11 protein-coding genes are annotated in these 14,890 nt (G+C 60.7%); 2 read left to right on the forward strand and 9 right to left on the reverse strand.

The window, feature by feature from the left end; all coding sequences use genetic code 11:
* Positions 1 to 6: 6 nt before the first annotated feature.
* The 7 genes from infB to ACQ4MS_RS20180 form a co-directional block, all read right to left on the reverse strand.
* Entirely contained in the window at positions 7 to 2,907 is a 2,901-nt protein-coding gene (infB, locus tag ACQ4MS_RS20150; protein WP_431096470.1) for a translation initiation factor IF-2, read from the reverse strand.
* 27 nt (positions 2,908 to 2,934) lie between these two features.
* Positions 2,935 to 4,461, reverse strand: coding sequence for a transcription termination factor NusA (gene nusA, locus ACQ4MS_RS20155; RefSeq protein WP_431096472.1), 1,527 nt, complete (start codon positions 4,459 to 4,461; stop codon positions 2,935 to 2,937).
* A gap of 19 nt (positions 4,462 to 4,480) precedes the next feature.
* Positions 4,481 to 5,095 carry a ribosome maturation factor RimP gene (gene rimP, locus ACQ4MS_RS20160; RefSeq protein ID WP_431096474.1) on the reverse strand — a complete coding sequence of 205 codons (615 nt, stop codon included), beginning with the start codon at positions 5,093 to 5,095 and terminating at the stop codon, positions 4,481 to 4,483.
* A 443-nt stretch (positions 5,096 to 5,538) separates the two neighbouring features.
* A complete protein-coding gene (locus tag ACQ4MS_RS20165) occupies positions 5,539 to 7,185 on the reverse strand; it encodes an ABC transporter ATP-binding protein (protein ID WP_431096476.1) in 1,647 nt (548 codons plus the stop codon).
* Positions 7,185 to 8,366 (reverse strand): ABC transporter permease, encoded by a 1,182-nt coding sequence (locus ACQ4MS_RS20170; protein WP_431096477.1) that lies wholly within the window; start codon positions 8,364 to 8,366, stop codon positions 7,185 to 7,187. Before ACQ4MS_RS20170 ends, ACQ4MS_RS20165 begins: the two co-directional genes overlap by 1 nt.
* Positions 8,332 to 9,360 (reverse strand): microcin C ABC transporter permease YejB, encoded by a 1,029-nt coding sequence (locus tag ACQ4MS_RS20175; protein WP_431096478.1) that lies wholly within the window; start codon positions 9,358 to 9,360, stop codon positions 8,332 to 8,334. Before ACQ4MS_RS20175 ends, ACQ4MS_RS20170 begins: the two co-directional genes overlap by 35 nt.
* Before the next feature lie 206 nt (positions 9,361 to 9,566).
* Positions 9,567 to 11,366 carry an extracellular solute-binding protein gene (locus ACQ4MS_RS20180; protein ID WP_431096479.1) on the reverse strand — a complete coding sequence of 600 codons (1,800 nt, stop codon included), beginning with the start codon at positions 11,364 to 11,366 and terminating at the stop codon, positions 9,567 to 9,569.
* A gap of 94 nt (positions 11,367 to 11,460) precedes the next feature.
* Between ACQ4MS_RS20180 and fabI the strand changes: the two genes are divergently transcribed.
* A complete protein-coding gene (gene fabI / locus ACQ4MS_RS20185; protein ID WP_431096480.1) occupies positions 11,461 to 12,270 on the forward strand; it encodes an enoyl-ACP reductase FabI in 810 nt (269 codons plus the stop codon).
* Positions 12,271 to 12,590: 320 nt separating this feature from the next.
* Here fabI and ACQ4MS_RS20190 read toward each other — a convergent pair whose 3' ends face one another.
* Positions 12,591 to 13,331: a GNAT family N-acetyltransferase gene (locus ACQ4MS_RS20190; RefSeq protein ID WP_431096481.1), complete on the reverse strand. Its 741-nt coding sequence runs from the start codon at positions 13,329 to 13,331 to the stop codon at positions 12,591 to 12,593.
* An 80-nt stretch (positions 13,332 to 13,411) separates the two neighbouring features.
* Positions 13,412 to 13,759 (reverse strand): GFA family protein, encoded by a 348-nt coding sequence (locus tag ACQ4MS_RS20195; protein ID WP_431099635.1) that lies wholly within the window; start codon positions 13,757 to 13,759, stop codon positions 13,412 to 13,414.
* A 169-nt stretch (positions 13,760 to 13,928) separates the two neighbouring features.
* On the opposite strand from ACQ4MS_RS20195, the gene ACQ4MS_RS20200 reads away from it, so the two are divergent.
* Positions 13,929 to 14,858: a DNA ligase gene (locus tag ACQ4MS_RS20200; RefSeq protein WP_431096482.1), complete on the forward strand. Its 930-nt coding sequence runs from the start codon at positions 13,929 to 13,931 to the stop codon at positions 14,856 to 14,858.
* The last annotated feature ends 32 nt before the right edge of the window (positions 14,859 to 14,890 follow it).

The raw sequence follows: 14,890 nt of genomic DNA on the forward strand, positions 1-14,890 counted from the left end.
CCGTGATCAGACTTCCAGGGTCCGCGCCACTTCCCTGATTTCAAAGAACTCCAGGATGTCGCCAACCTGGATGTCGTTGTAGTTCTTGATGTTCAAGCCGCACTCGAAGCCTTCCTTGACTTCCTTGGCGTCGTCCTTGAAGCGCTTGAGCGAGTCGAGTTCACCCGTGAAGATGACCACGTTCTCGCGCAGGAGGCGCAGGCGTGCGGTGCGGCGTACCACCCCGGCGGTGACCATACAGCCGGCGATCGAGCCGATCTTGCTGACCTTGAACACCTGGCGAATCTCGGCATTGCCGATGACTTCTTCCTTCTTGTCTGGCGTCAGCATGCCGGACATGGCAGCGCGAAGTTCGTCCACAGCGTCGTAAATGATGTTGTAGTAACGAATGTCAATGCCGTTGTTCTCGGCCTGCTTGCGCGCCTGGGCATCTGCGCGGGTGTTGAACCCGATCAGGACGGCCTTCGAAGCGATCGCCAGGTTGACGTCGGACTCGGAAATACCACCCACGCCGGAATACACCAGCTGGACCTTGACCTCGTCCGTCGACAGCTTGAGCAGCGACTGGGCCAGGGCTTCCTGCGAACCCTGCACGTCGGCCTTGATGATGATGGGCAGCATCTTGACTTCGCCGGCAGAGATGTCGGAGAACATGTTCTCCAGCTTGGACGCCTGTTGCTTGGCCAGCTTGGTGTTGCGGAACTTGCCGGCACGGTAGGTGGCGATTTCACGGGCACGGCGCTCATCCGTCATCACCATGAACTCGTCACCGGCTTGCGGTACTTCGGTCAGGCCCTGGATCTCGACCGGGATCGACGGACCCGCGCTCTTGATCGGCTTGCCGTTTTCGTCCAGCATGGCACGCACACGGCCATAGGTCGAACCCGCCAGCACCACATCACCGGCTTTCAGCGTGCCGGATTGAATCAGCACGGTGGCAACCGGGCCGCGGCCCTTGTCGAGCTGGGCTTCGATCACAAGGCCCTTGGCCAGTGCATCGACGGGTGCACGCAGCTCCAGGATTTCAGCCTGCAGCAGCACCTGCTCAAGCAACTGATCGATACCGGCGCCCGTACGGGCGGAAACCGGCACAAACGGCGACTCACCACCGAACTCTTCAGGAATCACCTCTTCGGTGACCAGCTCGCCCTTGACGCGGTCCATGTTGGCATCGGGTTTGTCGATCTTGTTGATCGCCACCACGATGGGAACACCAGCCGCCTTGGCATGCTTGATGGCTTCCTTGGTCTGCGGCATCACGCCGTCGTCGGCCGCCACCACCAGAATCACGATGTCGGTAGCCTGCGCACCGCGGGCACGCATGGCGGTGAACGCCTCGTGGCCCGGGGTATCGAGGAAGGACACCATGCCGCGCGGGGTTTCCACGTGGTACGCGCCAATGTGCTGGGTAATGCCGCCGGCTTCGCCCGCAGCCACCTTGGCACGGCGGATGTAGTCGAGCAGCGAGGTCTTGCCATGGTCGACGTGGCCCATGACGGTAACCACCGGCGCACGCGGAAGCGATTCCGCCTGCTGGCCATGGACGTCTTCGTCGGTGAATGCTTCTGGATCGTCCAGCGCGGCCGTCACGGCCTTGTGGCCCATTTCTTCCACCACGATCATGGCGGTGTCCTGGTCCAGCGGCTGGTTGATGGTGACCATCTGGCCAAGCTTCATCAGGTGCTTGATCACTTCGGACGACTTGACGCTCATCTTGTGCGCGAGTTCGGCCACGGTGATGGTTTCGGGCACGTGCACTTCAATGACCTTGAATTCGGTCGGTGCCACGAACGTGGATTCCGGACGTACCTCGCGGTCGTTGCCGCGGCGCCCGCGTGGGCCGCTGCGGAAATTCCCGCGTCCCGGCACAACAGGCGCACCACGGCTTGGAATGCCCTTCTTCTTGGCTGCGTCATCCTTCCAGGTCGACGACAGGTTTTCTGACTTGACTTCTTTCTTGCCAGCGGCACCGGCTGCGCCTGGGGCGGCGGGTGCGCCCGGTTTGGGCGCGGCACCCGCCGCGCCTGCCGGCTTGTGCAACGTACCCTTGATAGCTGCCTTGGGATCGACGTGGGGCACCAGCACGCGCTTGGGCGCGGACATCATCGCGCGAATGCCGGCGGCTTCTGCCTCGGCTTTGCGGCGGCGTTCCTGCAGTTCCTGCGCCTTGGCGGCATCCGCCTGGAATTCGGCAGTGGCTTTTGCCTTGGCGGCAGCCGCTACGGCAGCCGCATCGGCGGACTTCGTGGCCTGCTCAGCCGCGGCGGTTTCAGCTGCCTTGGTGGCTTCGGCCGTTACCGGAGCAGCCTCCTTGGCTTTTCCAGCTGGCTTGGCCTTCTTGACCACGGCTTCGGCGGCTGCAGCGGCCGCCTGGGCGGCTTGTTCGGCAGCCAGGCGCTCCTGCTCGCGCGCAGCATCCTTCGCGTCCTGTTCTTCGCGAAGACGGCGTTTTTCAGCGAGCTCCTGCTCCTGACGGCGCAGTAGTTCTGCGTGGCGGCTGGCTTCTTCTTCGCGGCGGATCAGCTCGGCATCATCAATGACGGGAGCCGCCGGTGGGGCAGCCACTTCAGGCTGCACTTCTTCCGCGGGCTGGTCGGAGCCGTCGTCGCGTTTGATAAAGGTACGCTTTTTACGCACTTCCACCTGGATGGTCCGTGCCTTGCCGGTGGCATCGGCCTGCTTGATTTCGCTGGTGGACTTTTTCACCAGGGTGATCTTCTTGCGCTCGGCCGTGACGGTGCCATGGCTGGCCTGCAGATAGCCGAGAAGCTTCTGCTTGTCCGCCTCGGACAAGGGGTCGCTGGCTTGCGCCTTGGCGACGCCCGCGCTGGTCAATTGCTCGATCAGGGTGGCGGGGGATTTATTGAGTTCAGCTGCGAATTCAGCGACGGTAGTGGTACTGGACATATGTTTTTTTCCTGCTGGCCTCCATGATCATTGCTCTTGGGCCGCTGCAGGTGCAGGGGTGTCAGCGGCAGCGGGTTCATCGGTAAACCAATGGGCGCGTGCGGTCATGATCAGGGCTTTGGCTTCGTCCGAAGACTGGCCGGTGATATCGGTAAGTTCATCCACGGCCAGATCGGCCAGGTCGTCGCGGGTGGAGATACCCGCTTCGGTCAGTTTGGCGATCAGCTCTGGCGTGAGGCCTTCGACATCACGCAGGTTCTGCGAGACGCCTTCGGCATTTTCTTCCTTGGCAATTTCCATCGTCAAGAGCGCATCTTTGGCGCGGGTGCGCAGCTCATTGACGGTGTCTTCGTCGAAGGACTCGATCTCCAGCATTTCCTGCAGCGGCACATAAGCCACTTCTTCGAGGCTGGTAAAGCCTTCGGAAATCAGGATGTCGGCGATTTCCTCGTCCACGTCGAGCTTTTCCATGAACAGCTTGCGGCTGGAATCAGTCTCGGTCGCCTGCTTCTGCGCAGACTCGTCAGCCGTCATGATGTTGATCTTCCAGCCGGTCAGCTCGGCGGCAAGGCGCACGTTCTGGCCGCCGCGGCCGATGGAAATGGCCAGGTTTTCTTCGTCAACCACCACGTCCATGGCGTGGCGCTCTTCGTCCACCACGATCGACGACACATTAGCCGGGGCCAGCGCACCAATTACGAACTGGGCCGGGTCTTCGCTCCACAGCACGATGTCGACACGTTCGCCGGCGAGTTCGTTTGTCACACCGTTGACGCGGGTGCCACGCACACCGACACAGGTGCCGATCGGGTCGACACGCTTGTCGTGCGACAGCACGGCGATCTTGGCGCGCGAACCAGGGTCACGGGCGCAGGATTTGATCTCCAGCAGGCCCTGCTCGATTTCAGGCACTTCCTGGCGGAACAGCTCGATCATGTACTCAGGCGCGGTGCGCGAGAGGATGATGGGCGCGCCGCGCAGCGTCGTGTCCACTTCCATGATCATGGCGCGGACGCGGTCGCCGGAGCGCAGGTTTTCCTTCGGGATCATGTCGGAGCGGCGCAGGCGCCCTTCGACACGTCCGGATTCCACAATGATGTCGCCCTTGTCCATGCGCTTGACGGTACCGACAAAAATCTTGTCGCCGCGCGACATGAAGTCGTTGAGCAGCATTTCGCGCTCGGCGTCGCGGATCTTCTGCAGGATGACCTGTTTGGCCGCTTGCGCGCCAATGCGGCCGATCGGCAGGCTTTCCACCGGCTTTTCGATGTAGTCGCCTTCTTCGATGTCGGCGATCTCGTCGCGCGCATCGCTGACCAGCTCTTCAGCTTCAGGATTTTGCAGGCCGGCTTCGTCAGGCACCACCAGCCAGCGGCGGAAGGTCTCGTAATTGCCGCTGTCACGGTCGACGGCTACGCGGATGTCCACTTCGCCTTCGTACACCTTCTTGGTGGCCGAGGCGAGTGCGAGCTCGACGGCGCCAAAGACGACGTCACGTTCCACATTTTTTTCACGCGAGATGGCATCAACCAACATCAACAGTTCGCGATTCATTTCACAAGCCTGCCTTTCTTCATTTCTTGAAATTAATCTCTGCAGAGGGTTCGGCACCAGGCGTTATTTTGGGTTTACGCCCTTTGAAATCAACCACGGGCGCGAGGCGCGCCTGTTGAATCTCATCGAGGGTAAAACCCAACGCCTGCAACGGTGCGGGAACCTTCTTCTTACTGACCTTCTGGCCGGGTTTGACGGCCGGCTCATCGCTCCACACGATCTGCCAGCCGGCCACGCCGTCCGCGGCCACGACACGCTCCAGCGTGCCGCGAAACTTCTTGCGGCTGGCAGCGACGGTTGAACCGGCACTGGCGGCCACGCCAATGGGGGCCTTGAGCGTGATGTCTATCAGCTCACCGGCAAAACGCTCGAAATCTTTTTCGCTGCGCAAGGGCCTGTCAATGCCGGGGGAACTGACTTCCAGCCGCGCATATTCGGCGCCTTCGACTTCCAGGACAAACTGAAGCTGGCGGGTGACTTTTTCACAGTCCTCGGCATTGATGAACTGTTCGGCGCCCTTGACGTAAGGCATGTCGATCGTGACGCGCAGCAAACCACCGCCGGTGCGTTCGATCTCGACCAGCTCGTAGCCCAGCCCCGTCACAGTTTGCTCAATCGTCTCTTGCAATGCCATTCAGTCTCTTAAACCCGCTCTAAATCAATTTGTTCAAAAACAAACGCCCAAAAAAAATGGGCGGTGAAAACCCGCCCATTTGGTCGTGAAGCTCTTATTGTAACGCGCCGCGCCCTTCGATGCAAACAATTTTCGTGCCTGCCACGCAAGAATGCGCCTGAACTGGCGCCCTAAATCTTTCTGGTTAAGGCGCCCTTTCGTTCATTGAAACGCAGCAAATCCGATAGGGCAAAAAGAGAACCTTTCTTTTCGTGTTCCGCCATTGCGCTTCACCTCAACCTGTGCACTGCAAACGAATGAATAAAAACCATGGAAGCGCAGCGATACACATCACATCACATCACATCACATAAAATATATCAATTTAATCATATAGATATTGATGTTATTTAAAGTAGTTTATGAGGTTGAGGTCCTGCAGGGGCATTGGGATGGCGAAGCAATCAACCCGCAGTGACCAAAACCCGTGTGTAAGGGTGTTGCGGCCTGTCCAGCACTTCGTTTAACGAGCCGGACTCCAATACATCACCGTCTTTCATCACCATGACTTCATGCGCCATGGCGCGGATCACGTCGACGTCATGCGTGATCAGTAGATAGCTCAGGCCGCGTTCGCGCTGCAGCCTTTGCAACAGTCCCAACACCTGTTTCTGGATGGTCACATCCAGCGCGCTGGTGGGCTCATCGAGCACCAGCAGGCTGGGATTAACAATCAGCGCCCGGGCAATGGCCAGACGCTGGCGCTGGCCACCCGAAAATTCGTGCGGATAACGCTGCAGCAAACCTGGAAACTGGGCTTCTGTCATGCCGACATCTGCCAGCGCCTGCAGCGCCCGCCTGCGCCTTTCACCTGCTTCCAGTTTGGGCTCGTGCACCAGCAGGCCCTCCTCCACAATGGCTTCAACAGGCATCCGTGGCGACAGGGAAGAGAACGGATCCTGGAATACGACCTGAACGGAGCGGCGGATCGCCTTGTTGCGCGCTGTATCCCGGCTCCAGGCCTGACCTGCCGCCTGCAACTGCCCGGAAAAAGGCAGCAGGCCCAGGCTGGCAAGCGCCAGGGTCGATTTGCCGGAGCCCGATTCGCCGATCACGCCCAGCGTCTTTCCCGGTGGAATATGAAAGCTCGCGCCCTTCACCGCTACAAACTCAGCTTTTTTGAACCATCCGCGTATGCCCGGAATGGGCACCGGATACACCACGCGCAGGCTCTCCGCGCGCATCGTGGGCGCCGCATCCATGCCAGCGTCGGCATCTGCCGCTGCCAGCCCGTCCCGCTGCGGTCTGCTGTCAATCAACTTGCGCGTGTAGGGATGCTGGGGCTGAGCGAAAACCTCGGCCACCGCGCCCTGCTCCACGATATGGCCGTTTTCCATCACCGCCACGCGGTCGGCGAACTTGCGCACGAGGTTCAGGTCGTGGGTGATCATCAACACCGCCATACCGTTGCGCTGCTGCAGTTCGCCGAGCAGATCCAGGATCTGGCCGCGCAAGGTAACGTCCAGTGCGGTGGTGGGCTCGTCAGCCAGCAGCAGCCTGGGTTGGCAGGCCAGCGCCATGGCGATCATCGCTCGCTGCCGCTGGCCCCCTGAAAGCTGGTGCGGGAAAGAATTTGCGCGTCGTTCGGGCTCGGTAATCCCCGTATCCGCTAGCAATTTGATAGCTGCTTGCGCACATTCTGCGGGGGTAAGACCCTGTTTTAACTGAAGAACTTCGGCAATCTGGTTACCCACACTGAACAGGGGGTTCAACGCCGTCATGGGCTCCTGGAAGATCATCGCGATGTCGCGGCCCCGTATTCCGCGCAAGGATTGTTCCGGCAACGACAACAAATCCACGGGCGCCCTGGGTGGCGCACCGCTGGCGGCCCGCTCTGCGGCGTCTATTCCGGTAAAAACAGCCTTGCCGCCAACCACGGCGTTTTGCGCCAGACGCAGCAGGCTCAGCGCCGTCACCGTCTTGCCCGAGCCGGATTCGCCCACCAGCGCAAGCTTTTCGCCCGGCGCAATGGAGAAATTTATGCCATGGACGACTTCTTTGCCGCCAAACGAGATGCGCAGGTTTTCAACGTCAAGAAGCGGCGTTGCCATCAGTCGGCCTTTCTCGGGTCCAGCGCATCACGCAAGGCATCGCCCATAAAGGTGAGCAGAAGCAGCGTGATCACCAGCACCGCGAATGTCGATAGCGATATCCACCACGCGTCGATGCTGTTCTTGCCCTGGGACAACAACTCGCCGAGCGAAGGCGTACCTGGCGGGACGCCCAGGCCCAGAAAATCGAGTGACGTCAGCGCCAGGATCGCGCCGCTCATGCGAAACGGCAGGAAGGTCACCACCGGGGTCAGGCTGTTGGGCAGGATATGGCGCCAAATGATGTGCAGGTCGCCGACACCCAGCGCCCGCGCGGCGCGCACGTAGTCCATCTGCCGGTTGCGCAAAAATTCAGCACGTACATAGTCCGACAGCCCCATCCAGCCGAACAGGCTCAGCAGGATCAGCAGCAGGGCCACGCTGGGCGCAAAAACGGCGCTGAAGATGATCAGCAGGTAAAGCTCCGGCATGGAGCCCCAGATCTCAATGAAGCGCTGGAACAGCAAGTCGGTCTTCCCGCCAAAATAGCCTTGCAGAGCCCCCGTCAGCATGCCGAGCAGTACCCCGGTGACCGTCAGGGCCAGCGCAAACAGCACGCTGACCCGAAACCCGTAGATCAGCTGGGCCAGGAGGTCGCGACCCCGGTCATCGGTGCCGAGCAGATTGGCGCGTGTCGGTTTTGAGGGATTGGGCTCTTTCGCAAAATAATTGAGCGTATTCGGGCCGTAGGGGTTGAGCGTGTACAGCGCGAAATTGCTGCCGCGCGCCAGCCGCTCCTGGATATAGGGATCAAGATAATCGGTTGCCGTGTCGAAATCGCCGCCAAAGGTTTTCTCGCTGTAGTCCTTGACCATGGGGAAGTAATAACCGCCCTCATAACGCACCAGCAGCGGCCGGTCGTTGGAGACCAGCTCGGCAAAGAGACTCAACACGACCAAGAAACAAAACAGCACCAGGCTGTAAAACCCCAGCTTGTTGCGCCGGAAGCGCCTCCATGCCCGTCGCGCTGGCGAATTGGAAATGTACCGCTCTAACCCAACGGTGGCGGTCAACTGGTCTTCACCAGTGCCGCCGCGGATCGGGCTTTGCCCGTCCGCAGGAGGCGTCCCCTCGGGGGGAAGGCCGCCGGAGGCGGCTTCAGGGGGGTCAATCGAACCGTACACGCGGATCCACCCAGACATAAGACAAATCGGAAATCAGCTTGGTGAACAAGCCGATCAGGGTAAACAGAAAAAGCGTGCCCAGCACCACCGGGTAATCACGCCGGATGATGCTTTCATAGCTGAGAAGCCCCATGCCATCCAGCGAAAAAAGAGTTTCAATCAGCAATGCGCCGGTATAGAACGAGCTAATGAAGGCCGTCGGAAAGCCGGTTATGAGGGGAATCAGCGCATTGCGGAACACATGCTTCCAGAGCACTTGGCGCTCACCCAGGCCCTTGGCGCGCGCCGTCAACACATATTGTTTGCGGATTTCTTCCAGGAAGGAGTTTTTGGTCAGCATCGCAGTGACGGCAAAGCTGCCCAGCACCATGGCGGTGACCGGCAGAGTGATATGCCAGAGGTAGTCGGTGATACGGGCGCCCCAGCTCAGGGTTTCCCAGTTGGATGACGTCAGGCCGCGTAGTGGGAACCACTGCAGCTGACCTCCAAAAATCACCAGAAGCGCAACACCCAACACAAAGCCGGGAATCGCGTAGCCGATCAGCACCAACAAAGTGGTGATGAAATCGAAACGCGAACCGGCACGCACTGCTTTGGCCACTCCCAGCGGCACCGCGACCAGATAGCTGATGAAAAAGGTCCACAAGCCCAAGCTGACGGAGACGGGGAGCTTTTCCTTGACCAGTTGCCAGACTTCCTTGTTGTGGAAGAAGCTTCTGCCAAGGTCAAAGCTCAAAAACTGCTTGAGCATCAGGTAAAAACGCTCGGGCGCCGGCTTATCGAAACCGTAAAGGGCCTTGATCTGCTCGACGCGCTTCGGATCCACCCCCTGCCCACCCCGGTAGCTGAGCCCACCGCCCTCGGCGCCTCGCCCTGCACCGGCCTTCGCCTCGGCCATGTACTGCTCGACCGGCCCGCCCGGCACGAACTGCGTGACCACAAAGGTAATTAGCAGCACCCCAAACAAAGTCGGGATCATCAAAAGACAGCGTTTGAGAATGTAGGCAAACATGACCGATCAGTCCTCCTTCCGATCCATTGCCATCCAATCCAGTGGGCAGCGCGGAACCGGCTTTGCCAGGCCGCAGCTGCCGCCCCCTGCATGGGGCTGAGGAACGCGGCTCCGAGCCTGCAAGTGCAGGCTTGGACGTTCCGAAGAGGAAGGCCTCTGGCCGCACCACGGAAGTCTTACGCGAAGCGAACGTCCGGCGGGGGTGCTCATTTTTTCCACCACGTGTTGATGATCCAGGCCTCGCCCGGCGCATAAGGCGGCATCTGGCCCGGCATGGCGAGCCGGCGTGCGTTGTAGACGATGCGATGGGTGCCCGCCGTCCACGCCGGCAGCAGGTAGTGGCTATGCGCCACGATACGTTCCAGCGCACGGCAGGCTGGCAGCAACTCGGTTTTCGTCCTGGCGCTGGTCATCTTCGTGATCATGGCATCAATGGCGGGATTGGCGGCGCCGCTGAAATTGCCCGAGCTCTCCGTTCCGGCGGCCTTGCTGCCAAACAGGTCAGCGAACTCCTGGCCCGGGTTGTTGGTGCCGGGGTACGCAATGGAAATGATATCGAACTCGAATTTATCCAGGCGCTGCTGGTAAAGCGCGAAATCTGCCTGACGGAAGGTGAGCTGGATGCCGAGCTTTTCAAGGGCACGCATCCAGGGTGAAATGGTGCGCACGCCGCCCTCATTGCTGTCAAGGAACTCCAGCACCATGGCCTCCCCTTTGGCATTGCGCAGCTTGCCGTCACGCACTTCCCAGCCGGCCTCCTTGAGCAAGGCCTGGGCGCGGCGCAAATTGGCGCGCAGCGAGGAATCGCCGTCGGTGCGCGCCGGTACGTACATCGCACCGAATGCTGCCGCAGGAATTTCCTTGCGCCAGGGCTCCATCAAGGCCAGCTCTTCAGGCTTCGGCAGGCCAGTGGCCTGGCAATCGGTATTACCGAAAAGGCCAGTCACCCGTTGGTAGGCGTTGTAGAACAACTGGCGGTTCATCCATTCATAGTCGATGGCCAGGCCCAAGGCCTCACGCACGCGCGGGTCCTTGAGTTTTTCGCGCCGGGTGTTGAGCACATAACTCTGGAAACCCGAAGGCAGGCGGTGTTTGAATTCACCTTTGACCAGCTCGCCGCTGTCAAAGCGCTTGCCGCTCAGGCGCCGGGCCCAGTCGCCGGCCGAGAAAAACCGCATGATGTCGAACTCACTGGCCTTGAGCGCCTCGAGCCTGGCGGTGTTGTCCTTGTAGATCTTGACGGTGACGCTGTCGAAATTCTCTGTCCCAACCCGGACATTGAGCTTTTCACCCCAGTAAGTTTTGTCGCGCACGTAGGTGATGTCCTTGCCGAAGACCACCGGACCTATGCGGTAGGGGCCGCTTCCGATCGGGATGTCGGCCACGACCTCATTGAACGGTTTGGCTTTGCCGGCGGCATCCATGCCCCATTTGCGGCTGAATATGGGCAGGCCACCCACCGTCAGCGGCAGTTCGCGGTTTGGTTTTTTGAAACGAAACCGCACCGTCCGTTCGCCGGCTACCTCGCAGGCCGCCACATCCTCGAGCAGGGTCTTGTAGCCTGGGGAGGTGTGCGGCCCCATCAGGGTGTCGAAGCTGTATTTGACGTCGGCCGCCAGAACCGGGTCGCCATTGTGAAAGCGTGCCTCCTTGCGCAGGCGGAAGGTGGCCGTCAGCCCGTCAGATGAAACCTCAACATCTTCGGCCAGCAGGCCATAACCGGAAGCGGTTTCGTCCATCGCACCGGTCAGCAAGGAATCGAACAGGAAGTCCGACAGGTAAGCCGGCGCCGAGCCTTTGATCGTGAAGGGGTTGTATTTGTCGAAGGTCGAGTAACGCAGGTTGCTGACCAGGCGCAGGTCGCCGCCTTTGGGGGCTGCGGGATTGACGTAGTCGAAGTGGGCAAACCCCGCGGGGTATTTGAGGTCTCCCCAGAGCGCGTAGCCATGCGCAGCCCATGACGGTGATGAAAGACCCAGCAGGACCCAAACCAGCAAACTTCGCATGCGACAATTCTGCACTACTTGAGCTGGCAAGATCCCGGCGCGCTGACGCTGCGCTGCTTGCCCTTCCCCGCGAACTACCTACTGGAGCACCTGCATGGCCACAAACACCGGATTCCTCACTGGCAAAAAACTGTTGATCACGGGGGTCCTCTCGAACCGGTCCATCGCCTACGGCATCGCCAAGGCCTGCCATGCCCAGGGCGCCGAGCTGGCTTTCGGCTACGTCGGCGAGCGCTTCAAGGACCGCATCACCGAGTTTGCCGCCGACTTTGACTCCAAGCTGATTTTTGACTGCGACGTGGGCGACGACGCGCAGATCGAAAAGATGTTTGCCGACCTTTCCAAAACCTGGCCGACGTTTGACGGCTTTGTGCACAGCATCGGTTTTGCGCCGCGCGAGGCGATCGCCGGCGACTTCCTGGACGGCCTCTCACGCGAAGCCTTCAAGATCGCGCACGACATCAGCGCCTACAGCTTCCCGGCCATGGCCAAGGCCGCCCTGCCCTATCTCAACAAAAAATCCGCCCTGCTCACGCTGACCTACCTCGGCGCCGTGCGCACCGTGCCCAACTACAACACCATGGGCCTGGCCAAAGCCAGCCTGGAAGCTTCGGTACGTTACCTCGCCGAATCGCTGGGCCCCAAGGGCATGCGCGTCAACGGCATCAGCGCCGGCCCGATCAAGACCCTGGCGGCCAGCGGCATCAAAGGTTTCGGCAAGATTCTGAGTGTGGTCGCAGAAGCTTCGCCCATCCGCCGCAACGTGACGATTGAAGATGTCGGCAACGTCGCCGCCTTTTTGTTGAGCGACCTGGCCGCAGGCGTGAGCGCTGAGATCACCTACGTCGACGGCGGCTTCAGCCACGTGGTCGGTGGCATCGCCGAGCCGGCAGCCGAAGCCTGATGGCGCCTTCGCCCGGCTCGCTGCCCGGGCGTTGCGTGCGTGTTCTGCGTCGCACGTTGCACCTTGCCGCCCCAATGAGCGCTATCAAATAGATAGCTTCTTGCGCCCATATTTATTGGGCTGATGGCCAAATACATCCATCAACAAGGTCCGCAAGCGCTTTGCAGCGTCCGTCGAGGCTGTACAAGCGGCAAACAACAGCCAAATTCGACTGAGTCAGACCTGACTTTGTGCCAAAAATGGCTGCGACCCAATAAAAACCGGGATAACTAGCTACAAAAACAATAGCGTCGGTTTACGCTTCGCCCCGGAGGCCGGTATCAGCCCTGCGTCCAGTAGTCATAGCGCCAGACGGGTTGAAAGCCCGCGCGCCGGTAAAGCGCCCGCGCCGGAGCGTTGGCTTCTTCCACCTGCAGGAATGCGCGCTCAATGCCCCGCTGCATCGCCACTTCAGCCATGGCGGCCAGCACCCGCCCCGCCAGCCCCTTGCCACGGTGTGCCGGATCGGTTCGCATGCCGTGGACGCTGGACCATCCATGGCTGAAAGCCGCTGCGCCGGCGGCAATCGCCCGGCCGTTTTCACGCACGCTGGCAAACACGGAATCGCGTCCTCTGCCCAGCGACTTGACGCGGCTGGCGCCGTCCACCGGATCAAAGCCCTCGGCCAGGAACAGCGCGGCCCAGGCTTCGTCCGGCACGCTGGCGGTGTCTGCCAGTGTCTGCGCTGACACGCCGCGCATGGACCGCACCTGCGCCACCTGCACCAGCACCGGCTTGCCGGCCGTGTAGCCCCGCGCGCCCAGTTCGTTGCGCAAGGCATCAAAGCAGGCCTCATTGGCCAGCCGGAAGACGGTCCGCATACCGCGCGCGCGGTACATCGCTTCGATGCGGTCGGCTATGCCATCGGCGGGAGGCTGGTGTGACAACGGAACGGCGCTTTTGGCGCGACTGACAGTTCCGCTGTCAAAAGGCAGCAGCCACCCTTCGATTTCCAGCTGTTCCTCGGGTGATACAGCCGCCACAGTGGCGCGCTCGATGGTTTCAATGTCGCTGGAGGTCATATGTCAGTGAGAAATACGGCCGGATGGCCAGGGGGAAATCAGGAAAAATAGTAACGGATACAGACCGCAGGAATGAGAATCTAGGAAGAACGCCCGTCAAAATGCGTCACCTTGACGCTGTCCAGATCGATCCCTTCAAGGCAGCGCACATTGATAGCCGCCATGCGATTACCAGCCGGGTCAGTCCCTTCGCCATAAGGATGAATGCCGCAGGTGGGACAAAAACGGTGGCGAATCACGTGCTTGTTGAACAGGTAGGCACTGGCATTTTCCTCTGGCGTCAGCAACCGGAGCTGGTCACGCGGCACAAACCACAGCAGCGACCCTTTGCGCTGGCAAATGGAGCAGTTGCAGGCCAGCGCGGTGGCCGGCTGGCCGTCGACCTCAAAGGCCACTTTCCCACAATGGCAGCTTCCTCTGGAAATGATTTTTTGCGTCATCGGCGCGATTCCTTTCGTGGCCCTTGCGGCCCTCTTCTTTGGGTTTGGGCAGGTTGCGCGGCAACATGATGCGCCAGCAGAACGCTTGCACCGCGCGAAATTCAACTATAAACTGTATATTTATACAGCAATAAGTCAAGAAAAAGCAGGGAGAGCCATGCGGCAACACATCAGCAGTCCCGGCGGGCTGGCCAATACGGCCTTGTTCCGCCTCAAGACACTTCATTGGCTACTCGCGGCCGCAGGCTTGCTGGCACCGGCGCTGCCTGCACTTTCAGTATCTGCGGTTGAGCAAGCGCCGCCGCTAATGCTCGCCAAGGTGTACCACTCCGGCGTCCCGCTTCAGGATTATTGGGTCAGCGAAAAATTCGACGGCGTGCGCGGCTACTGGGATGGGGAACAGCTGCTCACACGCGGAGGTGAACGCATCGCCGCGCCGGCTTGGTTTACCACAGGCTGGCCCAAAACACCCATGGATGGCGAACTGTGGGCCGGCCGCGGCCAGTTTGCCAGGGCAGTGTCTACCGTGCGCCAGCAAACTCCGGACGACGCCGCCTGGCGGGCCATGCGTTTCATGGTGTTTGACTTGCCCGCGCAGGGCGGCCCGTTCAGCGAGCGGATTCCGGCCCTCAACGGCGTGGTCAGCCGCATCGACCAGCCGTGGGTACAGGCCGTGGCGCAGTCAAAAGTGGCAAGCCATGCGGCTTTACAGGCGCTGCTCGCCACCACCGTCAAGCGCGGCGGGGAAGGCTTGATGCTGCACCGCAGCGCGTCTCTCTACAAAGGCGTCCGTAGCGACGACCTGCTCAAGGTTAAAACCCATGAAGACACGGAAGCCCGTGTGGTGGCACACGTGCCCGGCAAGGGAAAGTATGCCGGCATGCTCGGCGCCCTGCTGGTGGAAATGCCGGGCAAGGACGGCAAGGCAGGCCCCCGCTTCAAGCTGGGCAGCGGGCTCAGCGATGAGCATCGCCGGAATCCACCGCCTATTGGGAGCACTGTCACCTACCGTTTTCGTGGGCTCAATGACAGCGGCCTGCCCCGGTTTGCCAGCTTCATGCGGGTACGGGAAGACCAGCGGATTTAAAGGTGGCCCCGCAAGCCGGCGCGCCGCCAGAT

It is taken from the genome of Polaromonas aquatica (assembly GCF_050626995.1).
In the GTDB taxonomy this organism is placed as follows: Bacteria; Pseudomonadota; Gammaproteobacteria; order Burkholderiales; family Burkholderiaceae_C; genus Polaromonas; species Polaromonas aquatica_A.

Bases quoted from the DNA above. Each gene is read 5' to 3' on its own strand.
- infB (WP_431096470.1), bottom strand. From the start codon at position 2,907: ATGTCCAGTACCACTACCGTCGCTGAATTCGCAGCTGAACTCAATAAA.
- nusA (WP_431096472.1), bottom strand. From the start codon at position 4,461: ATGAATCGCGAACTGTTGATGTTGGTTGATGCCATCTCGCGTGAAAAA.
- rimP (WP_431096474.1), bottom strand. From the start codon at position 5,095: ATGGCATTGCAAGAGACGATTGAGCAAACTGTGACGGGGCTGGGCTAC.
- ACQ4MS_RS20165 (WP_431096476.1), bottom strand. From the start codon at position 7,185: ATGGCAACGCCGCTTCTTGACGTTGAAAACCTGCGCATCTCGTTTGGC.
- ACQ4MS_RS20170 (WP_431096477.1), bottom strand. From the start codon at position 8,366: ATGTCTGGGTGGATCCGCGTGTACGGTTCGATTGACCCCCCTGAAGCC.
- ACQ4MS_RS20175 (WP_431096478.1), bottom strand. From the start codon at position 9,360: ATGTTTGCCTACATTCTCAAACGCTGTCTTTTGATGATCCCGACTTTG.
- ACQ4MS_RS20180 (WP_431096479.1), bottom strand. From the start codon at position 11,366: ATGCGAAGTTTGCTGGTTTGGGTCCTGCTGGGTCTTTCATCACCGTCA.
- fabI (WP_431096480.1), top strand. From the start codon at position 11,461: ATGGCCACAAACACCGGATTCCTCACTGGCAAAAAACTGTTGATCACG.
- ACQ4MS_RS20190 (WP_431096481.1), bottom strand. From the start codon at position 13,331: ATGACCTCCAGCGACATTGAAACCATCGAGCGCGCCACTGTGGCGGCT.
- ACQ4MS_RS20200 (WP_431096482.1), top strand. From the start codon at position 13,929: ATGCGGCAACACATCAGCAGTCCCGGCGGGCTGGCCAATACGGCCTTG.